Source organism: Polyangiaceae bacterium (assembly GCA_020633205.1).
Lineage (GTDB): Bacteria > Myxococcota_A > Polyangia > Polyangiales > Polyangiaceae > JAHBVY01.
Genome location: JACKEB010000012.1, coordinates 821,041 through 844,715 on the forward strand (window position 1 = coordinate 821,041; position 23,675 = coordinate 844,715).

Below are 23,675 nucleotides of genomic sequence, written 5' to 3' on the forward strand. Positions count from 1 at the left end.
TGCTGTATGTTCCCGCTGCCCGAGGCTACACCCCGACCCGGCTTCGATGCCACCCGCAGGCTTCTACGCGCTCAGTCTCGGCTCAAAATGTACGAGATCTTGGTCTCCACCTCGATCTCTCCAAGGTCGAGCTCCAGCATGCGTTGGCGCACTTCGTCGCCGCGATAGCCATACGCCGCGCCCCGCACGTCACCGATCGCGTCCACCGCGCCGTCGGGACGACTCAGCTGGAAACGCCGCTGATCTGGGCCGTCTTGCAGCACGCCCTGCACCTCGGTGTATTGGCTGTAGGCGTATCCACCTCCGTGCGGAAGCAAGTTCACGCCGCGCAAGCGCTCGAGCAGTCCGTGCCGCTCAGCGCGTTGATAGAGACCGGTCTGCTCCAAGATGCGCGTCTGAAAGCTGGGCTTTGGTCGCACCAAGTAGGCGGGCAAGTCCGGCGCCAACGTCAGCGGGAAGCGTTGGCCGCTGTCCAGGTCGCTCTGGCTGAAGTGGTAGCAACCCAAGATCGCGTCGTTGATCGCCTCGAGCCCCTGGTGGGTGCGATTGCAGATCACCTTCAGGGAACCCACCAGCTCCCGAGCCAGCAGCTCACGCCGCCTCAAGCTGAAGTCTTGGCACCAGCTGTAGGTGCCGTACCAGTCCTGAGCAGCCTGCCCCTGCAGGATGTGGAGGTCGCCCCATGGAGTTTCACGCCGCTCGAGCATCGCCGCGAGCGCTGGGCTTGCATCGAAATAGATCCCGGGGCCGTGAGGTGAACTCTCGCGAAACTCGTGGCCGCTGGTGTGGATGATCACGTACTGCTGCGCGTCGGCTTCGGCGCCGTTGAAGGTCTGCACGACGTCGCACACGTCGACGAAGTGGTTGCCCTCCCCCAAGTCGAAATCGACGGTGTGGCCGTCGAGCGACGGCGGGTTCGCCTGCAGGCGCTTGGCGTTCGCCTCCAGCGCCTCGATATCCACCGGCTGCTCGGGTGCCACGACGATCATGCCGCAGCAGTTGCTCTTGATGTCGAGCACCGCGAAGTCGCCGCTCCACTGGATGCGCCCGCCGTAGCCGAAGCCTTGGCCCCAACGCTTGGTGTTCCGGGTCACGGTGGCGTCCGTCGCGCCAATGAACGAAGCGTCGGCGGGGAGTCCGAGCTCGCGTTGCACGTGGTGCATCTTCGCCAGGCCAAAGGCCATGTTGGCGGCGCACAGCGCTTCGCCGACATCCCCAACTCCCGACATGAAACAGTGCTCTTGAGCGCGCGCTAGGGCTTCCTCGGGACTCGGCTGCATGGCGTCACGCTAGTTCCTACACGGCTTCGTCGCAAACTCGCTACTCAGACGCCTTCGGAATGGCTGCCTGCGGCTTCCAGCAAGCGTGGCTCCGGCAATCTGGCCCCGGCAATCTGGCCCCGGTACGCCAGCTCCGACAAGGCGAGCTTCGGCGCTGCTTTTGGTCGGGCGGATTTGGGGGTGAGGGTCCAATCCTTCACTGCCCACACCCGCTTACAGGCGGAGGATTGACTGGAGCAATGGTTCGAGCCGGACCTCCAAAGCTCTTGAGAACCCAAACCGCGACCGTTCACCCCTGGAGGTGCCGTCGATCGTCCTTCCGACCGGTGCCAGCGACCAAGCACGACCCAATCATTCAGCTTATCCACGGGTTGCATGAGCCGGGCCCCTCAGTAGTAATGTAGAAGACTGCATGCGCCTTCGACCCAATCCAGTGGAGGCCCTGAACACGCTTCCGCGGCTCGGGGACGCTGACGAGCGCCGAGCGAGCTGGCGCCAAGCCGTCGCCGCCTTGGGACGCGCTCAGCGCATCGACGGCCCGCCGCCGCTCGACGGCGTGGAAGTCTCTGAGCTGGTAGCAGCCGCGCGCGTCGCCCTCGACCGTGGTTTGGCGGACGACCTCGACTGGATCGCGCCGAGCTCCCGAGCCGTCGCGCTCTACGAGATCTCTGCAGCGTTACCTCCGGGAAACGAACGCCGGGAGTTCGGGCGCCGCGCCTTCACCCATCTCTACGGCGGCACCGCGAGCACCTTCGCCGCGGTTGCCCACCGCATGGCACTGGGCAACGCCAAGCCTCTCGACACGGCGACGCTGCGAGCAAGAGTGAGCCTGGTTACGGATCTGTCGATTGGCGCTTCCGTCAACTCCGATCCCTTGGCCTTCGCCCTGGTCGCCCGCCGCGAGCTGTTCGAGCGCTGGGTCGCCGAGCCGTCCACGGGCGCCCTGCCTGCCCGCCGCTTGGCAGCTCGTCTGCTCGAACGCGCCGCGCGCGAGGCGGTAACTCGAAGCCACCAAGGCGACCCGTTCCCGCGTCAGCTGCTGCGCAGCCCCGGGGTGCGCCCGGTCTTCGAGCGTCTGCTCGATGATCGGGAGCCGCTGGTCTGGCGCCACGCCGCCGTCGCCCGCGGCCTGCTGTCCGGCGTCGAGCCTGAGATCCGCGAGGAAATTGAGCTGGCGCTCGATCCAGCGCTGACGCCGACGGAGTGGCGACGCGCGGCGGTGAGCCTCGTTGCGTGCATGTCGAGCGACGCGGACACTGCGATGAAGCAGTGCCGCAGCCTGCTCAAGGGGCCAATCGCGGAGCGCGACCCGGGTATCGCGGCCACGATGACGTGGGGCCTGCCGTGTGTGATCGAGACCGAGCCCGACGCCGCGGAAGATCTGCTGGATTGGCTCACCGCCACGCTGCGCTTGGATGTGGCGGAGGCCACGGTCGAGCTCTTGCGTGACGTCACGAATCCTGGGTTTGGGATGCGGGCACAGGAAATCGTGAGAGACGTGCTCGACGATCAGATGCGCACGTCGGATCCCGTGACCGGCTACGTCGCCCACCGGGCGCTCAACGATCTGTCACAGGACGTGGAGAGTGAAGGCGGCCTGCTTCAGAGTGTGCGCCGCGCCCTGATCGCGTTCGAGACCCGAGGTGCGCGCATGGCTCACGAGCTCGCCCTCGAGGCCGCGGCCCGAGCGAGCTCGGCGATGGACCGCATCGTGCGCTTGTCCGCGGACGGCGAAGTGGTCGCCGAGACGTTCCCTCCGCTGCTCACCTTGGACGCCGGCGCGCTCGAGCGCTCTCGACTGAGTGATCTGCTGCTCCTGGGACGCCGACCTGGAGACACCGACGCCTCGGTCCCGGAACTCGATCAGCTCTACGAACGCCTCGGTCGCTGGCTCATCGAGGGCGAACGAGCGAGCGAACCCGACGGGGGCGACCGCGCGCAGGTCGTCGGGACCGGGCGGCGCCTGCGCACCCTATTGCACTTGGTCGATCTCGAGACCGCCGGGCGGGATACCGCTGAAGAAGCGGCATCCCGCGTGAAGAACCGCGTGCTCGACATCATCCGCTTGATGATCGAGCGCTTGAAGAGCTGTCCTCGTAGCCTGCACCGCATCACCTGCGCCACGCTCGCTCGCTCCTTCGACGCCGCGGTGCGCGAAGGCGTGGCCGATCCGAGCGACATCTTCCTCGTGCTAGCGAGGGAACTGGACGACGCCCGCAGTGTCTCCGCCATAGCCGAGGCATCCACCAGCGAAGATGTGAGCGCACCTGCTGCCGCATGGGCCGGCTTCCTGGCAAGCGGAAATCGCGGCGCGCTCGACTCCATCGCAGATGGGAACCTCGACTCGCTGCCCCCTCCCGATGTCGACGGCAAGGAAGCGGCGTTGGCGACCGCCACCGTCGAGCTCAGCCGTCGCGTGTCCTCTACGGGTTCTTACCGTGGGGAAGCGCTGCGGCAGGTCGTGCTGCGTATCGGCCGAGCGCTAGAGACCATAGCCGCCGCCCGTGGTCTCTCGGAGATCGTCGACACCGCAGGGGGAAACAACGCGATCGCCGACCTGGAGCACGCAGTGGATGCTCTGCGTAGGCTCAGCGCCGCGGCAAGTCGCCGGCTGCTCGCGAGCGGCGGCAGCAGCGCAAGCATCATGATCATCGCCGATGTGCCACCGCTCTCGGCGTTGATCGAGCGAGCGGTGACTGCTGGCGTCCCGGCGAACCGCGATCAAATGGCCATGGCCATCGGTGAGCTCGCGGCTGACCTTCCACCGGCGCTGGCTGCAGCGATCGCCAGCGTCACGACACGCATCGCCTCGCTGCCCGCCAGCCCGCCGAGCGACGTCTACGCGATCCCGCTACAAAAGCGCCGGGAGGCCCTACCGGATTGGTTGCTGCCCCGTCGCACCATCGGCGGCTTCTACGTCGTACGAGCGCTGGGCGCTGGCGGTGTCAGCTCGGTCTTCGTCGCCCGACGAGTGGAAGAGCGCCACTCGAACAAGGCAGAGCTGTTCGCCCTGAAGGTGCCGCAATACGACCCGACCATGGCGCGCTCGATCTCCGAGCAGGAGTTCTTACAACTTTTCCGGGAGGAAGCAGGCGCGTTGCTCGGGCTGCCACAACATCCCAATTTGGCGCGCTTCGTTACTTTCGACCTGGCGTCTCGGCCGAAGCCTATTCTGGTGATGGAGCTGATCCGAGGCTTCAGCCTGGATCGCCTGATCCGGAGTCGATCCCTCACCACGGAGCGCGTGCTCGGCTACCTCGATGGGATCCTGGCAGGGCTCGAGGCGATGCATGAGGTCGGCGTAGGCCACCTGGATGTGAAGCCTGGCAACGTGATCTTGAGAGACGGCGCGGATCCCGTGCTCGTGGACTTCGGTTTGAGCGGGCGCCAGCTGCGTCCCGGTTGTGGCACGCTCGAATATTGCGCGCCGGAGATCCTCGGTGTGGTTCCGGATGACCTCACCCCCCCACCCCAAGCCGCAGATATGTACGCGTTCGCGTGCACCGCCTACGAGATGCTCACCGCGAATACGCTGTTCGACGGCGACGACGAGATGACCCTGGCCTCGAGCCACGTGGGACACGACGGCTGGCCGGATCACATCGCCAAGCTCGGCCAGTTCACGGAGCTCACGAACCTGATGACGATCCTGGCGGCCTGCTTGCGGCGCGATCCAAGACACCGGCCGAGCGCCAAGGACACCCGCAAGGCGTTCGCCTCGCTCGGCGAATCGGTGAAGCAGCTGCCCTGGCCGATCACCGCTCCCGAGGAAGCGGCAACGGGTTGAGTCAGCCCTAAATCCAGCTTCAGAGCTTGCCTCGGGACGGCAATCTGTGCGGATCTGCGCTCATGGGGACTCGAAACAGCCACCTCCCGCAGACGCTCGGCGCCTTGATGGCGCTCGCGGCGCTGAGCGGGTTGCTTGGATGTGACGAGCAACAGGTCGCGCCCCTCGAGGTCGATGTCGGGGTGGGTGAAGCGGTTCAGTTCAAACCCAAAGCCGCCTTCGCCGAGTACGTCGAGCTGCCCGGCCTGCGCAATGAGCTACGCCTGACCCTCGCCGACTACGAGGCGTCTTGTGAGCAATTCGTCCCGCCACCCGAGGGCAAAGTGATGGTCTCCGTCGTCGTCGCCACGCCCCCAGGCATGGCGCTCCAGCCCGGGAGCTACACCTGGGCCGGACCCGAGCTACGCGGCATGACCGCCGGCGTGCAGTCGCACCCTGTCGCGGAGCCGACCGTGCGCATCGGCGGCAAGGGCTACCTGTTTGGCGCGGGCGGCGGCGTGCAGCTGCAGACGGTGAATCTGGACGAGTACGGCGAGGTCAGCGGAGTGATGGGCTTCGACACGGCCGCTCAGGACGGTCGCGGCCCCAGTCGCATTCGCGGCCGTTTCCGTGCGAAAATATGCCGCAGCAATCGCGCTCCGGTGCCTCAGTGATCCCTCGCGGGTGTCGCGTTTGACGCCTGCCACTTCGCGCAGTGCCCCAGGAGCCGGTGGCCTCGGCTGGCTCTTAGCCTGCGCTCAGCTTGGCGAAACGGCGCTCGAGGCCTTCGTTCTCGCTCGCTTCGTCGAGCGGATTGGCGCGGCGGCGCTGCCCTTGGCGTTGGCGATCCGTGCGGGAATGGACGCGGTGGGGTCGGTGCTTGCCGAGCGGCTACTCTCGCGATTGAGCGCCGCGTCACGCATCGCCCTGGCCACCGGGCTAGGCACGGTACTGTGCTTGGTTTCTCTCTTTCGGCCCTTCGATCACTGGGCAATTTACCTGTGTTTCGTCGCTGGCTCGCTGGTCACGCGCCAGCGCAGCATCGACTTTGGCGTGCTGACCTTGGAGAAGCTTGCCCGCGGCGAACGCGCTGAGCGCCTACCGGGGATCTACGCGCTCGGCCGCATCGGAGCGCTTGCGAGCGGCGCGCTCTTGTTGCTCGCGGGCTCGAGGGGCGTCGTGATGGTGCTCGCAGCGATCGGCTACGCCGCTGCTTGTGGCTTCGCGACCTCGATGCACTTCGGCCAGCGCTTCGAGCAGCCGATGCCGGCGAGCGTCAACGCCAGCTCTGGCTCCCACCGCATGTTGACCGCGCTGATGTTTGGCGCGCTCGCGTTGGCCGTGGGGCGCGTCGCGTTGATCACGCAGAGCGGCGGCGTGTTGGCTCACGCCTTCGACGAGCACAGCCTGATCCGCGTGCTCGGTGGCTACAGTGTCGCAACCGCGTTGCTCAGTTTGTTGATCCAGGTCGCCTTCCTCAGGCGTTGGCTGGCGGCCGGCCGACTCGAGTCCGTCAACGGGGTTTGGGGGTTAGGGTATCTGCTGGGCCAGCTAGGACTGGCGTTGACCAGCATCGTGAGTCCCGTCGCGGCGGTGGGGTTGGCGCTGGGTGCGCGCTGGGTCGACGGAGAGCTCCGCGCCGCTCTGCGCGGCCCTGTGACGAACCTGCTGTACGAAGTGATGCCCCCCGCGGACCGCCGCCGGGCACGAACTTGGGTCATCGGCGTGACGGTGCCCGTTGGAGGGCTCGGGGCGGGTCTGTTGCTAAATCACCTCGAAGCTCCCGCAATTCTGGCTTGGACCGGCGCGATTGCGGGCGTTTCGGTGTGTGTATCCACACTGATTCAGGGCCGACTCTGGGCTCGGTCACGTGTTGGTTTGTCAAGCGACCGCCACCAGAGTTAGCGTGCCAAGTCGCATGGGCTGGGCGACGTTGAGCGTGCGCGGGAAGATCATGGGGACGATCGTCTTCGTGTCCGCGGTGGTGTTGGCGTTGGGTGCTTGGACGGCGTACGACGCCCTCCGCTCCCAAGGTCGAGGGCTTTATCTCAAGACGCACTTTCAGCGCTTCCAGCGCGACCTGCGTCAAACCGGAACATCGGAGTACGCCGCGGCGGGCGTCGTCGCGAAGGATCCCGCGCTAGTCGCGGCCCTGGCGAGCGGTGAACCAGCGCAGGCGCTGGAAGCCATCAAGCGGCTCTCCGAGGTGCTGTCCGGGACGATGGCTCCCGAGATCATCACCTTCAGCGATGCCTCGGGGAAAGTGATTCAGGCGCCTGGCTTCGACTCCGTCCCCGACTACCGCGGCACGCGGATGTTCCAGGACTTGAAGGCGGGTAAAGGGATCCGCAGCGAGCTCGGGGTGATCGACGGCGACGTCTACCGGCTGTCTGGCGTGCCCATCCAAACCCAAGGCGGCAGTGTAGTTGGTACGCTGCTCATTGGTCAGCGCCTCACGCGTTTCCTCAAGGATTTTGCGGCCAACTCAGGCTCGAACGAGCCAGGTAAGCAACACCGCATCGCGCTTGTTTCTGGCGATCGCGTCGTAGCGAGTGCGTTGCCTTCCAAAGAGAACAAGCAGCTGCTCCACGCCATCGGCAAGCCGCGCAGTATCTGGGAGAGCGTCGACGGTGAGGACGTCGAGGTACCGGTGCTGGATTTCGACGCCGATGAGACCTTCGACTTCTACAAGGGTGACGCCAAGGGCTACTTGGGCCCTGAGGGCGACGCCAAGCTCGGCACGCTGTACCTGGTGCGCACCCGTGGGCACACCACCGACGAGCTGCGGGAGCATACGGTGAAGATCGCCGGGATTTTCGCAATCGCAGCGGCGATCGCTTTGCTGGTTGGCTATTTCCTCGCGGCACAAATTACCCGGCCGTTGCGTAGGTACATCGAAGTCACCGGCCAGCTGGCGCGTGGTGACGCGGACCTGACGACGCGGCTCGAGGTGCGTACTCGGGACGAGCTCGGCGTGCTCGCGGCGAACCTCAACCAGGTTTTCAGTCAGATCCACGATCTGGCAGGTTCGGTTCAACGTTCGGCGTTTCAGGTGGGCGCCAGCTCCGGCGAGATCTCTGCCATCTCGAAGCAGATGCTCGACGGCGCTCGCCATCAGGCACAGAAGATCAGCGGCTCCACTGCTGCCGTCACGGAGCTCTCATCGTCCATCCAGCAGGTCGCGGAGAACGCCGCGAGCGCCTCGCGCAGCGCCAAGCAATCGGGCGAGGCCGTGCACAACGCCATCGGCCGCCTGGCGGAGATCCGAAAGACCGTGGAGGACGCGGCGGGCCGCATCGAGACGCTGGGCGAGAGCGGCAAGCGCATCGCCAACATCGTCGACGTGATCCGACAGATCAGCGAGCAAACCACGATGCTAGCGCTGAACGCCGCGATCGAAGCGGCCCATGCCGGAGAGCACGGACGAGGATTCGCGGTGGTCGCCGACGAGGTCAGTAGTCTGGCCAAGCGCGTGGGTCAGAGCGCCAAGGACATCGAAGATCTGATCGGCACCATTCGCGACCAGACCGGCGAGGCGGTGCGAGTGATGCAGGATGGCTCACGGGAAGTCGAGGAGGGCACCGGCCTGGTGAGCAGCACGCTCGGCGACCTGCAGTCCCTGATCAAGGTAATTGACGACACTGCCCTCGCGGTGCAAGAGCAGGCCATCGCTTCGGACGAAATCGCCCGCAACATGGACGCGGTCCAGCAAATCGCAGAACAGGTGCTCGACTCGAGCCAGGCCGCCGTCGCTACCGGGGAAAAGCTCCACGGTCTCGCCGGCTCCCTCGAAGACAGTGTTCAGGGCTTCAAGCTCGACCGCGAAGCGGGAGAAACCGCGGAACGCATGCTCGGCGCGTCAAGACAGGCGGAGCTACCCCCAAAGAAATCATGAGTTATTCACGCCGTCTCTGGCCCCGATCTTTCCGTGCGGTTTCATACCTCGCCTCACTATTAGGCGCGTCGCTGATCGTCGGCTGCAGCAGTACCGACTCCACGACCAGCTCCACCAAGGCGGTTCCGCCGACGCTGAGCCTCACCAGGATCACCCCCGTAGGCGCGCCTGCGTGGACTCCGGGAGGGAACTGCGTGGAGCGTGGACACGACGCCGACGGCTCCGTCGCGGTTCAGGTGAGCGTCACCGACGCCGAGCTGCGTGCTCCCGGGAGCTGCGGGAGCCGCAGTGCGTGTGGCCATCTCGAGTTCTCGATCGCGAGCGCAGACTTCAGCCGCGATGCACGCAGCAGCAGCACATCCCACACCTTTTCCTTGGCGGATGCGCCGCTCGGCGTCGTGTACGCGGTCAGCGTGATCCTAGCTGATGACGACGGCGTCGCTCTGAAAGACGCCGATGGGAACGACCTGAAGGCGAGCGCAGACGTCGAACTGAGCGCCCCCGGAGCCTGCGGCGGCAAGCTCGATCCTGATGCCGGTACGGACGCTGGGACTGATGCCGGTACGGACGCTGGCTCGGACGCCGGTACGGACGCTGGCTCGGACGCCGGTACCGATGCTGGCTCGGACGCCGGCAACGACGCGGGCTCCGATGCGGGCTCCGATGCGGGCTCGGACGCTGGTAAGGACGCCGCCTCCGACGCCGCCTGAACTAACGGTGTACCGCGAGGAAACTCGCTTGCTTATTGGTGCACGAAGATGATCGTGCCCTTCAGCGGTAGCAACGCGCCGTGCCAACCCGTTGGCACGTGGGGTTCGGTCCAGTAGAAGATGCGCCGCGCGTCTTCCGGAGCCAGGTTGATGCAGCCATGGCTCTTGGGCGTGCCAAAGCGGTCGTGCCAGTACGCCGCGTGGAGCGCATATCCATCCTCGAAGTACTGTACGTAGGGCACGTCACGCAGCTCGAACTCCTCCCCCACCTCGTCCGAGCTCATGGTCGTCGTGACGTGCTTGGTGTGGATACGGAAGATCCCGCGCTTGGTCGCGGTGCTCGTCTTGTGGTCCTCGAGGCCTGCCTCACCGCTGCTAATTAGCGTCGCGTAAACGGGCTTCGTGCCTTCGTACAACACGATACGTTGCAGCGTGAGGTTCACGTCGATCCACTTGCTGCCCTCTTTGCCCCACTTGGGCATCTTCTTCGCAGGTTCGATGCGGGAGGCTTCGCGATCGCTCAGCCAGTAGCCGTCCTTGGTTTCGTAGTGCAGCACCTTCTCGAAGAAGCGCTGCTTGCCAGTCAGACTGACGGCGCCGCCGTAGGGGGCCTTCTCGAACTTGGAAAGCCGGCCTTTGTCCTTCTTGAAGACGTAGAAGTACGCGAACGGCTTGCGCACCAGTGCGAACGGGAAATCAATATCCTCGGGGATCCGCACACCGTGGAGGTCCGAACCTTGGATCGGGCGCAGTCGGTCCGTGGGCATCACGCGGAGGCCGGTCGTCACCCCGTACCGCCGTCCCTCCCAGAAGAACGTGCGGAGGAACGAGTAACCGACCTTGGGGCGCATGTTTTCGATGCTCAGGGCGTTCAGATCACCCTTGAAATGCAGGAGGTTCGGCGCCATTGCGCCGTTTCTTAGATACTCCGGGACTCCCTCCGTGAGCTTGTCCTCCCAGGCTTTCGTCGGGTCAGGTACCTCGCCCTCTCCCCCCAGCCATACGTGCTGTGCATAGGACGCGCCAATCTCGCCCTCCGCCTCGAGCCAGTCCTTCATCCGCTCGTCGAACCCTGGCTCCTTCTTTTGGAGCTCCTCGCTCGTGGGCAGGCGGCGGTAGATCGGTCCAGGTTTCCGCACGGTACCGTAGATATACGGTAGCTTGCGCATGTGGTCCGGACGGTACTCCTGGGTGGCCAGCACCACGGGGTCTTTGCCGTCCAGGGTCGCGCGGCGGCCAGTGCAGACGAAGCCCCCCGGCTCGACCGGGTACCAGCCCTTGGGACAGTCATCGTGACCCGCAGGCTCGGCGCTCGTCGGGGATGAGGCCCCGGAGCGCAGGTAGCCGAGGCGCCGACTCTTGCGGGTGGGCTGCTGGTAGACCCAGACGCGGAGCGCCTTGGCGTAAACGCGCGGCCCGGGCTTGACCACGGTCACTGCCGCCGGGCGGGCAACGCCGGAGAGGTCCACAAGCGGCGCCTGAGCCGGCTGCTCAGCGATGGGATCGGGGGCTTCGGCTGGCTGCGTGGGCTCTCCGCTGCTGGCGCCCTTGGCCTGCCCGCTCCCACGCGGAGCAGCTGCCGAGAGCTTGGTCTCGTCAGCGTCTGGATCGTCGCCCTTGGAGCATCCGATGACGAACGCCAGCGCGCCGAGACACGCTGCGAACCTGACTGAGCTGCGCATGCTCCTCGCATGGCATAAGTGGGGCCGAAGTCGCAAAAAGATCGCGGTTTTTCGGCGGATCTCGTGGCGCGCACGCGCTCTCCAGCGCGCCCTCACCCCCAAATTCTGAGGCCCGTGTGTCGGTCCAACGGAGGCCTCGGGTGGGGCGAGATGCAACATACGCAGTCGTATCCGTAGCCTGCGCAAAAAAGCAGGCATCCGCGGGCGAAATGGGACTAAGACCCGCCAGACCCATGCGCCTGGCACGTCTCGACAGCGACGTCCTCGTCTTCGAGAGTCGAACCCCGGTACGCGGGGGACTGGGGGTCGGTACGCTGTTCGTGCTGGCGTCGCTGCTCCCGTTCTTGGGGGAGGATCTGACGCTTCCACACTGGCTTACCTTCCTGGTGCTAGCCGGAATCGGTGGCGGCTTGATCGGACTCAGCTGGCCTCGTCGTCGACGCCTGCTGCTGAACCTGAGAGAGCGCCGCTTGGAGGGCGCAGGCAACCCCATCGCCCTGGAAGACATTCAGACGCTGGAGCTTGCTGGCAGCACGCAGAACCCAGATGAAGTGCCGATCATCTGTTACGAGGTGCGCCTCAAGGCCCGCGCCGGGCGCGAACTGGTGCTGCTCAGCGGAAAGGACCCGGCGCTCGTCGTACGCGACCTGAGCCGGTTGCTCGAGGTGTGTCCCCTGCCATTGCGCTCGGGCTGGGGACTGCCCAAAGGCGCCGCGCCTTGGACCGTTAACGAAGAGGCCAGCGCCTCTGAGCGGCCGAGCTCTTCGCCCCGCGAGATCCTCCTCGAGCGTCACGACCCGCCGTTGCCCGGCGGAATCACGGTCTTGATCGGAGGCGTCGGCGTTGGCCTGATGTGGGGGATCGACATCTATCGCCGATCTCAAACGGGGCTGCCGCTCTCCGTTCTGAGCGTCGCCCTTGCGGTCTTCTTCACCTGCCTGCTGACATTGCTCGGCCTGGCTCTGATCTCGAACCGGCTGGTGCTCCGCAGCGGTCCAGAAGGCCTGATCTTGGAGGCGCGTACGCTCGGGATCCGCCGTCAGCAGTTCCGCATTCCCCCGGCCACGCTCAGCCGAGTGCACGCTGTGAGCCCCGACGGCGAGGACGCTTGGCACGTGCTGCTCGAGACCAACCACGGTCCATTCAGCATCCCCTGTCGGCCAAGCAACGCGGCTGAGCTACTACAAGAGCTTCGCCGCACGGCGTAGGCCACAAAAGCCAACAGGCCGCCGAGAGGCAGCCTGGGAGAGTTTCGAGACCTGGTAGCCACGCCTGCTGCGAGCTTCGCACAGCAGGCGTGAATGACCGCGGCCTCAGGTGCTGAGGATCACTGCGCGGCGTAGGCGTCGCAGGTCGTGCTTGGGATGCCCGTGCAAGACACGAGCTGATCGTAAGCGTTGTTCTCGCACAGGCAGGCCGTGCAGCAGCTGAGGTCGCCGTTCGGGCCGCACTCGTTCTTGTCGGAGATGCACTTGCTGACGCAGCTGGTCGCCGCCACTTCGACGGTGATCACCACGCAGCGTGAGCAGTCGTTCGCGGCGATCGCGTTGTTCGTCGCGGTGTCGATGCAGGTCTGCACGCAGGGTCCGAAGTTGTCGGTGCCAAGGTCGCCAAGGCACATTCCACGACCGCAATCACCAGCGATGTCGCCGATGGTCTTCATCTCGCCGCCCACGTCGTACGAGGCCTCGTACTCGGTTTGCAGGTCGACGCATGCGTCCTTGGGGAGCGTCGTGCCGCCGCCGCTGCCGCCAGCGCCGGTGCCACCGCTGCCGCCGCTTGCGCCGGTGCCACCGGTCGCGCCGCTGCCGCCGTTGCTGCTGTCGCCGTCATCGCTGCAACCAGCGATGCTGGCGCTAAGAGCCAAAATGGAAGTGAGGATCAAGAGCCGGGTCTTCATGTGGGAAAGGTTCGCACGCGGATATGGCTTCGGCAATTGAATTGCATCCCTGAGGTTTCCGGCACCGGTCCGTTGTGTAGCCAGGCTGGATCCGGATCCCAGATCGGGCTACGTCGCCCCAATGCGTTCAACCCCACCACACTCGCTCCTGTCTCCTGCTCGCGCCAGCCAATCTCCGGCCGTACGCCCCAGCGCGCTGCTGTGCTTCGCGGGCCTCTTGGCGCTGGGTTGTGGCAATGCTCCGCCAGCCGAGCAGCCGACCGCCAACACTGCAAGCGCGCCCACCGAGGTGGCGTCCGCGGCTGCTCCTCCGAGCGCTGTACCCAGCGCGACCGTGACCGCGCCGCCAGATCCGCCGCCGAAGCCAGCGCCGGATCGGCCGCTGAATGTGCTCTTGATCCTCGTGGACAGCATGCGGGCCGACATGCCCTGGGCTGGCTACGACAAGCCGATCGCGCCAAACCTCACGGAACTGGAGAAGCACAGCGTCAGCTACACCCGTGCGCACTCCATCTCGAGCTACACCGCGAAGAGCGTTGGCGGGCTGCTAGCTGGGAAGTACCCCTCGGCGCTGCGTCGAAGCGGCTTCTTCTTCACGAAGTACTCCGATGCGGACACCTTCTTTCCGGAGCTCCTGCAGGCGGCAGGCGTGCACACCATGGCGGGCCACGCCCACATGTACATGAAGCGCGGAAACAAGATGGATCAAGGCTTCGATGACTGGCGCGTCGTGCCCGGCATCGACTTCGACGCCCAGACCGACAACCACATCACCAGCCAGAAGATGACGCCGATGGCCATCGAACAGCTGGGAGCCGTCAAGGCGGACAAGCCGTTCTTCATGTACCTGCACTACATGGACCCCCACGACGTCTACAACGCCCATAAGGAGGCTCCCGACTTCGGCAAGTCGGCGCGTGGGCGCTACGACTCCGAGATGTGGTACACGGATTTCCACATCGGTAAGTTGCTCGACTACTGCAAGGCGCAGCCCTGGTGGTCCAAGACCGCCGTAATCGTCAGCGCAGACCATGGTGAAGCCTTTGGCGAGCACCATCAGTTCCGTCATGCATTTTCCCTGTGGGAAATGCTGACGCACGTACCGCTGTTCATTCACCTGCCAGATCGTGAGGAAGGTCGCCGTATCGACACCCCTCGCGGGGCCATCGACATCGCTCCCACGGTGCTCGACCTGATGGGCGTCAAGGCGCCCGAAGGCGAGTTCCCAGGCAAGAGCCTGGTGGAGGAGATGTACGGACGCGAGGAGCCGGCGGAGCGGCCGGTGATCCTGGATCTCCCGGCGGACAGCAACAATCCCCGCGTGCGCGCGATGATCGTCGGAGACTACAAGCTCATCGTCTATGACAACGGCTGGCGTAAGGACTTGTTCAATCTCAAGGCCGATCCCGGTGAGTCCAAAGATCTCGCCAAGACGGAGCCCGACAAGTTCAAGGAAATGGTGGAGCGCTTCGACGCTGAGTGGGGCAAGGTCAAGGAGGTCAAGCCCTATGGCGGTAACAAGCTGAAGGACGGCAGCACCGCAACCGGTCCGATGTGAGCTTTTCTGTGCGGGAATAGCGCCTGGCCGTCACAGACTGGGAGAAGCGGGGCTGTCGCCAAAGAGCGACGGCCCCGCGGTGCTTGGTAGCGCTGTTTTGTGGGGGAGCGTTAGCGCACGACGGACCCGAGATCTTGATCGAGCTGTTCGGCGGTGGTGCGGATCACACTGGCGTACCAGCGGGTGTGGTTCGTCCGCACGAGGTACTCCGTCTTGCCGTCGGAGTCTTCGCCCTCACCCTTCGCGCTGACGAGCACCAGCTCGCCGATGCGCTTCTTGCCTTCGAAATACTCGACAGCGAACACCGGCGTGGCGCTCGGATCAGGCTTTTCTGCCACGTAGCGATTGGGGCGCAGGCGGCCGAGCTTCACCATCCAGTTCGTCGCGGTTTCGTCCTCTTGCTTGGGTGACTCTGCGTCGGCCCAAGCACTCTCGTTGCCGCCCATGGGCACCAGCTCACGCGTCTGATTTCCAACGCTAATGCGCACCCGCGTCACCTGCGCGGGCTCGAAGCCGTTCAGGTTGCGTTCGGTCAGGCGCGAGTCCGCGTTCTCCAGGTCGCGGGTGATGCTGCCGAGGATCGCGTAGGCGACGCCGCTGTCTTTGTCCCGAACGTAGCGATCCGCGCCTCCCGGCGTGGTGCCACCGAGCTCCAGCGCATGCGTCTTGCCCCCAACCGTCACCCGCAGCGTGCCCTCCGGCTTGTCGAAGCCGAAGTCTGCTGCCTGGCCCTCGGCGATTTTCCCCAGGGATCGATAGGCACCAAGCGGGGCGAGCTGTTCGGCGAGCTTTTCCATGCTGCTGGCCGCGATGAAGCGCACCGTCTCCGACTCGGGCTTCGGCTCGGGGGGCTTCTCTGCGCCAGCGTCCGCCTTCACCGGGGTGGGCGGCTTGCGCTTCTCCCGCGTCAGCTCCCCCACGTAGTAGCGCCCTTCCTTGTCCTGCTTGCCCTCGAGGGTGACCTTTCGCCCCTGCATCTCGAGTTCGATCTTGCTCAGCTGGTCTGGCGTGCCGCTCCACACCTGCACCTCGAGACGCTGAGTCCCAGCAGGCGGCGCGCTCTTGGTGTAGCCAGAGTAAGCCAGCGCACTAGCGAGGAGCAGCAGGCCGCCGTGAAGGAACAAGCTCCGATTGGTCTTCATCGCTCTTCCTCCTCGTCCTGATCTTCGGCGTCTGCGTCGGAGTCTTCTGCGTCGGAGTCGGAGCCAGGTTCTGAGTCTGGCTCGTCGTCCTCATCACTCGGATCAGACGTTTCGTCGGCTGGGTCCGGGTCGGACTTCTCATCCTCCTCGTCTGCCGATTTACCCCGCGGATTTGGGGGTGAGGAGCTCTCTTCAGCAGACCGAGCTGGCACCTGCCGACGACGGCTTAGCAAGAGCCCAAGGCCAAGCACCAGCATCGGCACCCCGAGGATCGTCGCGTAGAACCAGATGGTGTCACCCTTCTTGGTGTGTTCTATCGGGTGATCCTCTTCGCTCGATATCTCCCCAGCGAAGCTCTCTTCTCCGCCCAGCCAGCGCACCACGTCGACGAACATCAGCTGATTCGTAGGCGATTTCGCCATCACGAAATCGCTCACTGCGTCCGCGTCGGAGATCACGAAGGCGCGCATCTCGCTCGGTAACAGCTCGTCCTTGAGAGGCTTGCCCTTGGGATCCGCTTTGGGCTCCGGCTTGGTCGGAGCTTTGCTCGCGCTGCTGGAGACCGCGGCGGCGAAGTTGTACACCTTTCTCAACTCGCCCGGGTCGAACTGGTAGTTGCGATTCAGGTCGGCGAAGGTCCCCGAGAGCGAGCGGATGGCAAAATCGACCTGAGTCGTGCCTTGCGGAGACTTGACGAGGCTGCCCGCGCCGTTGACCACGATCGCGGCGCGCGCGGAGTTGCGGCTCAAGGTGGACACCGACGCATGGGACGAGAACTTGTTCGTCGGCAAGAGCCCGTTGTCCGACGCGTTGAAGCGCAGGCGCAGGTGCTTTGCGGGTGCGTCGTTCACCAAGATGCCTGGTTCGAGATCGAGCCCGACCACCTCGGCGAGCGCGTTCAGCTGACCGAGCGCCTCAGACGGCTCCGTGGGGGTCGCGACCTCGGTTGCCTCTGACGGCCCCGCGCTGGGCGCAGGCTTGGCGCTGGGCGCAGGCTTGGCGCTGGGCGCAGGCTTGGTGCTAGGCGCAGGCTTGGCGCTGGGCGCAGGCTTGGTGCTAGGCGCAGGCTTGGTGCCAGGCGCAGGCTTGGCGCTAGGCGCAACGGCCACATCGCTGTCGGCGGCTAGGGTCGGCGTGGTGGAAACTGCGTCAGGATCGAGCGCAATGAACAGCTTGCCGCCCCGAGCCGCATACCCTTTCAAGGTCTTGAGCTCCTCGGGTGCGAAGGGCTCCGTCGGGCCGAGCACCATCACCAACGTCGCATCCTCGGGGATCTCGCTGCCTAGCCCCTGAGCGAGGCCGAGGGTTTTCACTAGGTAGTTCTGCGCCTCGAGCTGGCGCTTCAAGATCGACGCGGAGCGATCCTGGGCGGCATCGCCCGCCAGCGGCTGATCGTTGATTTCCCCGTGGCCGACCGTGAGATAAGCCACGCGGCGCTTGCGCACGACTTTGAGCAGCTTCTCCTGGAAGTCCGCATCCAGAGTCTTCAGCTTCTTCTTGGCGCCACTCATTTCGGTGCCGATGCGCAGGCTCTCGTTGACGCTGTCTTTGACCAAAACGATCACGCCGTCTTGAGTCACCCGAAGCTCGCGAGCGAGACCGGGCGCCATCAAGCGATCCTGGATTTCCACCTGGAGTTTTGGATTCACGCGGCCTAGCTCGTCGAGGTAACCCTTGACCTCGCTGCGGGCCTCGTTGACGTCAGGGAAGAACGCGACGACGCGCACGGGCTCCGTCAGGCTCTCCACGATCTTCTTCGTCGAATCGCTCGGTCGCGACGTACGGAAATAGGAGAAATCCAGCTTCCAATCCGACGTCCCCGCGGCAAACACGAACAGGCTGCAGTACACCGCGGCCGCAGCCAGCGAGAGGCCCGCGGTGGCCGCAGCCAACACTCGCCGGCGCTCGCTGCGGGCCGCCCGCCGAGTCGGCCAGAGCGCCGCTTCCGCGAAGATCAGCGGCAGCGTTCCGAGCAAGAGCAGCGCGGCCCAGACGACGCGCAGCACTTCGACGGTGCGTTCGCGGTCCTTGGCGGGCCCGGTGTCGAGCCCGAAGGCGCTCAAGCCGGCATCCGTGCTGACGAAGTACGCCGCGACGCCGGCGAGGGCCACCACGCTCAAGATCTGCAGGATGCGCGCGATGCCTTGGGTCTCTCCGCGCTCCTGAAACGCGGGAACGAAGCGCCCCAGCGTTCCGAAACCGATCAGGAGCAGCGCTGGACCAGTGATCAGCCACCGCCCACTCTCAGCGCCTGCCAGTACTCGCTCGCCGAGCAGTAAAAGCAACAGGCCAACCAGGTAAGCGGGAAGCAGCCACGGTGCCAGGCTCTTCGATTGCTTGACGTCGCTCATCGCCAACGCCTCGCTTCCAGTACCTTGGTGGCGGCCAACAAGAAGAACGTTGTTACCGCGAGGTAGTAAGCAACGGCATCCAGCTTGAGCACGCCGTCCATGAACGGCTTGAAGTTGTCGTGGTGCAGGGAGAGTGCTCCAAGGAAGGAATTGAGCGGTGGCTCAGTCACTTTTGCGAGCAGCCAGAGCGTCACCATCGGCCCGAGGATCAGCGCGGTGATCACCACCGCAACCACCTGGGAGCGTGCGAGCGTAGAGGCGAAAAGCCCGATGCTCATCGCGGCGCTCCCCAAGAGCAGCAGGCCAAGGTAGCCCACCAGGATGTGACCAACGCTGACCTTGCCGTTCACGAAGATCAGCGCGGGCATGTACGCCGTGAGTACCGTCGCGAGGCTGATGACGCAGAGCGCTGACAGGAACTTACCGAGCACGATTTGCCCGTCGGTCACCGGTGAGGTGTTGAGGAGCGTGAGAGTACCGGTTTGCCGTTCCTCCGCTACCAGGCGCATCGAGAGCAGCGGGCACGCGATCATCAGCGGCCCGCTAGCGTTGTAGAAGAACTGCCTGAGCACCTCAGCGCTGAGGAGTCTGTCGGCGCTGAGACCGAAGATGTAGAACAGGATGCCGCTCATCAGGAGCATCCCGCTGACGACGATCGCTCCTAGCGGTGAGCGACGGTAAGACTTGAGTTCCCGCCCTGCGATCAACGCGACGTTTCCAAGGGAAGCCATCAGTGAACGCCCCCACCCTGGCGACTGCGACCGCCGTCGGCGTACGCGCTGCCTTCCGCCAGACGCATGAACACGCTCTCCAACTCGTGCTCGCTGCGGCCGAGCTCCAAGAGCTCCGCCCCGGCTTCGACCACCCTGCGGGCGATGCTCGCGCGTTGATCCGACTGTGTCCGCAGCTCGGCGCGCAAGGCTTTACCCTCTTTGCCAAGCTCTACGATTTCCACGGCCTCAAGGTCCTGAAGAAGCGAACGCAGCGCGTCCACCTCCAACCCGGAGACCAGCAGGCTGAGGCGCATCCCTCCGAGCGTGCGATTCACGATTGCTGCCTCGCTGTCGTCTGCGACGATCGTACCGTCGCGGATCACGAGCAGTCGGTCGCAGGTCTGACTGATTTCCGAGAGGATATGACTTGAGATCAGCACCGTGTGATCCCCCGCCAGCCCGCGGATCAGATGCCTCATCTCCACGATCTGCCGCGGGTCGAGTCCACTGATCGGTTCATCCAGCACCACGAATTTCGGCCTGTGCACGATGGCCTGGGCGATGCCCACGCGTTGCTGAAAGCCGTGGCTCAGCGTGCCGATCACCTGGTCGAGGCGGGCCGCGATCCCGGTTTGCTCGGCCGCCTCGTTGACGCGCTTTTGCACGTCGCCTTTCGAAACGCCCTTCAAGCGAGCCGCGAACACCAGGAACTCGCGCACCGTCATCTCTGGGTAGAGCGGCGGTTTGTCCGGCAGATAGCCCACCCGGGCGCGCACCTCGTCGGGGTGGTCCACCACGTCATAGCCGTCGACCATGACCTGGCCGGCAGAGGGCAGTAGGTCGCAAGCCAGGATGCGCAGCGTGGTGGTCTTGCCAGCGCCGTTCTCACCCAACAACCCGACGACTTGCCCTGCTTGGACTTCCACGTCGAGCGGCCCGATGGCGCGGCTTGGGCCGTAGTATTTATAGAGACCTCGGATCTGGATCACTTGCTCGAAGCTCCCGTTCGCTGGGGCGTGCTCCAGAGACCAGCCTCGGAGGGTCTGAACCAGGATCTCGCCCGACGAACTGTGGTGCGCCATCGGCGCATAAGGCGGCCCTTCAGACCAGCTCGCCCGGCCGCTTATTCCCCAAAGATTCCGCCGTGGCAAGAGAGCGCCCCGCTTACTTTGCGATTGATCTGTCGCTGGGCGGAGAGAAGAGCCTTGCTAGGCTGCGCCCCCACGTGGCCACCATCCCCTCGGAACTGCCTGCCGGCGCGCGCGTCCATCACCCGCAGAACGCTGCCAAGCCGCTCGCGCCCCAGGCGATCGTGGCCGCTCTGGTGGCCCGGGCGCCCGAGCTCGGGCTGTCTCAGCTCGCCGTCACCTCGGCGGAGCCTCTAGAGCAAGCGGATGCCAACTGGCAGAGGTGGCTCAAAGCCGGCCACCACGGGGAGATGGACTACCTTGGTGACGGCGAACGCGCGGATCCTCGCGCGTTAATGCCCACCGCCAAGAGCGTGATCTGCGTGGCGATGCCTTACGCGACGAACGCCTCGCTGATCCCCGCCGAGCGCCTCTTGTCGGGCGCGGGTTCGGATACCCCGAGAGGTCAAGTGGCTGCCTACGCCCAGGGCCGGGACTACCATCCCTTGCTTTGGAACCGACTGCTCGCTTTGGGTGATTTCCTCGCGGATCTTGCGGCTCGGCCCATCCTGGCGCGACCCTGCGTGGACACGGCGCCGCTGCTCGAACGCGCCATCGCGGCTCGCGCCGGGCTCGGTTTCGTGGGCAAGAATGGCTTGGTCATCGCCCCGGGGGGGAGCAGCTTGCTGCTCTTGGGAGAGCTCTTGGTCGACTTCGACCTGCCAGTGGGCGCGCCGATAAAGGACCGTTGCGGGGAGTGCACGAAGTGTCTCGACGCTTGCCCCACGGCAGCGTTCGTCGGCCCCTACATCCTCGACGCCACGCGCTGTATCTCCTACCTGACGATTGAGCTGCAAGACGCCATCCCTCGGGAGCTGCGAGCGCCCATTGGGACCCGAGTCTTCGGTTGTGACGTCTGCCAGACGGTGTGTCCCTTCAACGGCTCGAGCGCTCGCGCCCGTGCCGGCTGCGCCCCGGAGCTCGCGTCCACGCGGGACGGCTTGTCCCTGATAGAGCTATTGGAACTGGGAGCGTCTCGCTACCGCAGCGTGGTCCGACGCACCGCTTTGCGCCGCGTGAGTCGGGTTCAGCTCGCGCGAAATGCGGCCGTTGCGTTGGGTAACCTCGGGGACAGGCAACATAAGGGCGCGCTGTTTCGCGCCGCCGCGCAACACTCCAGCCCGATGGTGCGGGAACACGCCGCCTGGGCCTTGGGGCGCCTTGGCGCGGAAAGCGAGCTGAGGACCCTGAGCGCCAGCGGGCAACCGGAGGCCGTACGTGTGGAAGCCTGTCGCAGCCTTGCCGAACTGCTTGACCGAGCCGCCGACGCCACGTAACTCATTTGTTCGATGCGAGGGAACGAGGGGGTCAAGTCCAGCAGCGGTCGCTCTCAGGGCGGGAGTCCTGGGGTGATGAGCTGGCTGCGAGCACGCACCGGCGGAATCATGCCGTGGCTTGCAGTCGGTACACTGCTCGGCGTTTTGTTCGTCACCGCTCCGGCAGCTGCCGATCTCCCCACACCCGAGGAAGAAGCGCAGCGAGCGGCTCCGGTTGCGGCTCAGGTCGGCGACACGAGTCAGCTGCCCGAGTCGGAGGCGCCGCCAGTCGTGACCCCAGCGGGTCATAGCAAGCGGCCTGTCTTCATGGCGCTGCTGGCGGTCGGGTTCCTAATCTTCGCGGGCGTAGTCGGGGCCAACGACAAGGTCGACGGCGACAAACCGAAGCCCGCGCTCTAAGGCGGCGAGTTCTCAGGCCGAGAAAGTGGCGGAAGCGGGTTGGTATCAGCGCCGCTTCCACGGTCGTTCGAACGGTCCAGTTTACCGCCCCATCGTTTCCGCACGGCTAAACGACGGTGCGGTTAAACAACGGGGCGCCGAGCGACGGGGCCTCAGGCGAGGGTGCGCTTGAAGAAGTCCACGGCGCGGTCCCACGCTTGCTTCGCACAAGCCGCGTCGTAAACCTCCGGACGCTTCTCGTTCATGAATGCGTGCTGCGCATCGTAGCGGAATAGCTCGTAGTTCACTCCACCCGCCTTGAAGTCGGCCTCCAAGCCGTTCACTGCGTCGGGGGTACACCAGTCGTCGATGTTGGCGAAGTGGCACTGCACCGGGATCTTGATCGTCTTGGGGTCAGCCACTGCAGCCGGTGGGATCCCGTAAAAGCACGCGCCCGCCGTCATGCCGTTCACCCGCACCGCGCTGAGCAGTGTAAGCGCGCCGCCCATGCAGAACCCAGCGACCCCCACCTTGGTGCCAGCTTCCCCGAGGAAAGAAACCGCGCCCTGGATGTCCTGCTCTGCGGCATCGAGGAAGTTCAACTCTCCCATCATGTGGTTCGCCTCGTCCCCATCCTTGGCGATCTTCCCGCGGTACAGATCGGGAACGAGCGCGCGGAAACCCGCATCTGCCATGCGATCCGCAAGCCCTTTCATCTGATCGTTGAGGCCCCACCACTCCTGAATCAGCACCACCCCTGGGGCACCGGCGGCTCCGGTGACATATCCGGGACAACTCTGCCCATCGGGGCGCTTGAACTCAATCGACTCACCCATGCCTTGTCTCCTCCTTGCGGCTTGGCTCGCGTTCCTCGAACCCGGGCGCAGCCTACACGCGAGCCCTGGCGGCGCCCAGCCCGGCCAACCAGCCCGCGACGTTCCGTTTGGGAACTCAGCGCCGAGACTCTTGCCACCACGAGCGGCTGAGGCGTTCGTGCGGAGCGCTCCTCAGCGGCGTAGCCCGGCTCGCGGTGGGCAGCGTTCGCCCTGCGCAGATCGGCACCAATCGGGCTACACTACGAAGCCAGCCATGAGCGAACTCAGCAAGCCCAGTGCAACCGACCGCGTACGCAACGAGTGGTTGCGTCGCGTCGAAGCGGAGTACCGGTCCGCTGCCATCACCCAACACCTGACGTTGTGGTTGATACAAATCGGCGCTTCTCCAGACTTGATCAGCGATGGGCTTCGCATCGTGGAGGATGAGCTGGCCCACGCCGAGCTGAGCCATGAGGTGTACGTCGACGGCGGCGGCGCCGAGCCTCCCCACATTGTGCGGGAGTCACTGGCGCTGCCGCGCTGCCCCGGAGACCCTCTCGAACTCGATGTGCTCCGCGCAGGGGTTGATATCTTCTGCCTCGGGGAAACGGTCGCGGTCCCACTGTTCAAGGAGCTCCGCGACAAGTGCACCGTCCCGAGCGCTAAAAAGACCCTCGATCGCGTGCTGAAGGATGAGGTCCGGCATCGGGATTTCGGTTGGACCCTGCTCGCCTGGCTGATGGATTCGCCGCGGGAACCCGAGTATCGGCGCCTCATCGAACACGAGCTGCCGCGCATGTTCGGCCGCATTCGCCGCCTCTATTCGCCGACGCTGGCGCAAAAGGATCGCGAGATGGCGGATCAAGAGCGCGCCTGGGGGTTGATGCCCAGCGCGCGCTACGGGGAGATCCTCCAACGCGCCCTTGAGCGGGACTACATCCCCCGCTTCAAGGAGCACGGGCTGGATGCTCAAGCGGCTTGGGACGCTTCGCAGGCGCCGAGCTGAGTCGAGCGGTCTGAT

Annotated in this window: 18 protein-coding genes; 10 read left to right on the plus strand and 8 right to left on the minus strand. The window is 65.3% G+C overall.

Annotated elements, in window-relative coordinates; all coding sequences use genetic code 11:
- Window positions 1-71: 71 nt before the first annotated feature.
- Window positions 72-1,280: a hypothetical protein gene (locus H6718_15665; GenBank protein MCB9586837.1), complete on the minus strand. Its 1,209-nt coding sequence runs from the start codon at window positions 1,278-1,280 to the stop codon at window positions 72-74.
- Between the two features lie 412 nt (window positions 1,281-1,692).
- On the opposite strand from H6718_15665, the gene H6718_15670 reads away from it, so the two are divergent.
- The 5 genes from H6718_15670 (at window position 1,693) to H6718_15690 (ending at window position 9,651) form a co-directional block, all read left to right on the plus strand.
- Window positions 1,693-5,067 (plus strand): serine/threonine protein kinase, encoded by a 3,375-nt coding sequence (locus H6718_15670; protein MCB9586838.1) that lies wholly within the window; start codon window positions 1,693-1,695, stop codon window positions 5,065-5,067.
- A 62-nt stretch (window positions 5,068-5,129) separates the two neighbouring features.
- Entirely contained in the window at window positions 5,130-5,720 is a 591-nt protein-coding gene (locus H6718_15675; GenBank protein MCB9586839.1) for a hypothetical protein, read from the plus strand.
- A gap of 10 nt (window positions 5,721-5,730) precedes the next feature.
- Entirely contained in the window at window positions 5,731-6,951 is a 1,221-nt protein-coding gene (locus H6718_15680) for a hypothetical protein (GenBank protein MCB9586840.1), read from the plus strand.
- Window positions 6,952-6,964: 13 nt separating this feature from the next.
- A complete protein-coding gene (locus H6718_15685; protein ID MCB9586841.1) occupies window positions 6,965-8,941 on the plus strand; it encodes a HAMP domain-containing protein in 1,977 nt (658 codons plus the stop codon).
- Window positions 8,938-9,651, plus strand: a complete 714-nt coding sequence (locus tag H6718_15690) for a hypothetical protein (GenBank protein MCB9586842.1) — start codon at window positions 8,938-8,940, stop codon at window positions 9,649-9,651. The genes H6718_15685 and H6718_15690 overlap by 4 nt, the downstream gene beginning before the upstream one ends.
- Before the next feature lie 32 nt (window positions 9,652-9,683).
- On the opposite strand, the gene H6718_15695 is transcribed toward H6718_15690, so the two are convergent.
- Window positions 9,684-11,333 carry a L,D-transpeptidase gene (locus H6718_15695; protein ID MCB9586843.1) on the minus strand — a complete coding sequence of 550 codons (1,650 nt, stop codon included), beginning with the start codon at window positions 11,331-11,333 and terminating at the stop codon, window positions 9,684-9,686.
- Window positions 11,334-11,566: 233 nt separating this feature from the next.
- Here H6718_15695 and H6718_15700 point away from each other — a divergent pair, with 233 nt between their 5' ends.
- Window positions 11,567-12,541 carry a hypothetical protein gene (locus H6718_15700; GenBank protein ID MCB9586844.1) on the plus strand — a complete coding sequence of 325 codons (975 nt, stop codon included), beginning with the start codon at window positions 11,567-11,569 and terminating at the stop codon, window positions 12,539-12,541.
- Window positions 12,542-12,660: 119 nt separating this feature from the next.
- Here H6718_15700 and H6718_15705 read toward each other — a convergent pair whose 3' ends face one another.
- Entirely contained in the window at window positions 12,661-13,233 is a 573-nt protein-coding gene (locus H6718_15705; protein ID MCB9586845.1) for a hypothetical protein, read from the minus strand.
- A gap of 121 nt (window positions 13,234-13,354) precedes the next feature.
- Here H6718_15705 and H6718_15710 point away from each other — a divergent pair, with 121 nt between their 5' ends.
- A complete protein-coding gene (locus tag H6718_15710; GenBank protein MCB9586846.1) occupies window positions 13,355-14,791 on the plus strand; it encodes a sulfatase in 1,437 nt (478 codons plus the stop codon).
- 110 nt (window positions 14,792-14,901) lie between these two features.
- Here H6718_15710 and H6718_15715 read toward each other — a convergent pair whose 3' ends face one another.
- Genes H6718_15715 through H6718_15730 form a run of 4 tightly spaced genes read right to left on the minus strand, consistent with a single transcriptional unit; the run spans window position 14,902 to window position 19,986 of the window.
- On the minus strand, window positions 14,902-15,933 hold the full coding sequence (locus H6718_15715; protein MCB9586847.1) for a DUF4340 domain-containing protein: 1,032 nt from the start codon (window positions 15,931-15,933) through the stop codon (window positions 14,902-14,904).
- Window positions 15,930-18,284, minus strand: a complete 2,355-nt coding sequence (locus tag H6718_15720) for a Gldg family protein (GenBank protein MCB9586848.1) — start codon at window positions 18,282-18,284, stop codon at window positions 15,930-15,932. Before H6718_15720 ends, H6718_15715 begins: the two co-directional genes overlap by 4 nt.
- Window positions 18,281-19,015, minus strand: coding sequence for an ABC transporter permease (locus H6718_15725; protein ID MCB9586849.1), 735 nt, complete (start codon window positions 19,013-19,015; stop codon window positions 18,281-18,283). Before H6718_15725 ends, H6718_15720 begins: the two co-directional genes overlap by 4 nt.
- Window positions 19,015-19,986 (minus strand): ABC transporter ATP-binding protein, encoded by a 972-nt coding sequence (locus H6718_15730; protein MCB9586850.1) that lies wholly within the window; start codon window positions 19,984-19,986, stop codon window positions 19,015-19,017. Before H6718_15730 ends, H6718_15725 begins: the two co-directional genes overlap by 1 nt.
- Before the next feature lie 155 nt (window positions 19,987-20,141).
- Between H6718_15730 and queG the strand changes: the two genes are divergently transcribed.
- Both queG and H6718_15740 read left to right on the plus strand, forming a co-directional pair.
- Complete coding sequence (gene queG / locus H6718_15735; GenBank protein ID MCB9586851.1) at window positions 20,142-21,461, plus strand: tRNA epoxyqueuosine(34) reductase QueG; 1,320 nt, start codon at window positions 20,142-20,144, stop codon at window positions 21,459-21,461.
- Window positions 21,462-21,473: 12 nt separating this feature from the next.
- Window positions 21,474-21,860, plus strand: a complete 387-nt coding sequence (locus H6718_15740; protein ID MCB9586852.1) for a hypothetical protein — start codon at window positions 21,474-21,476, stop codon at window positions 21,858-21,860.
- Window positions 21,861-22,012: 152 nt separating this feature from the next.
- Here H6718_15740 and H6718_15745 read toward each other — a convergent pair whose 3' ends face one another.
- The gene (locus H6718_15745; GenBank protein ID MCB9586853.1) at window positions 22,013-22,675 is read right to left on the minus strand and encodes a dienelactone hydrolase family protein; all 663 of its coding nucleotides are present in this window, start codon (window positions 22,673-22,675) and stop codon (window positions 22,013-22,015) included.
- A gap of 253 nt (window positions 22,676-22,928) precedes the next feature.
- Between H6718_15745 and H6718_15750 the strand changes: the two genes are divergently transcribed.
- Window positions 22,929-23,660 carry a ferritin-like domain-containing protein gene (locus H6718_15750; GenBank protein ID MCB9586854.1) on the plus strand — a complete coding sequence of 244 codons (732 nt, stop codon included), beginning with the start codon at window positions 22,929-22,931 and terminating at the stop codon, window positions 23,658-23,660.
- The last annotated feature ends 15 nt before the right edge of the window (window positions 23,661-23,675 follow it).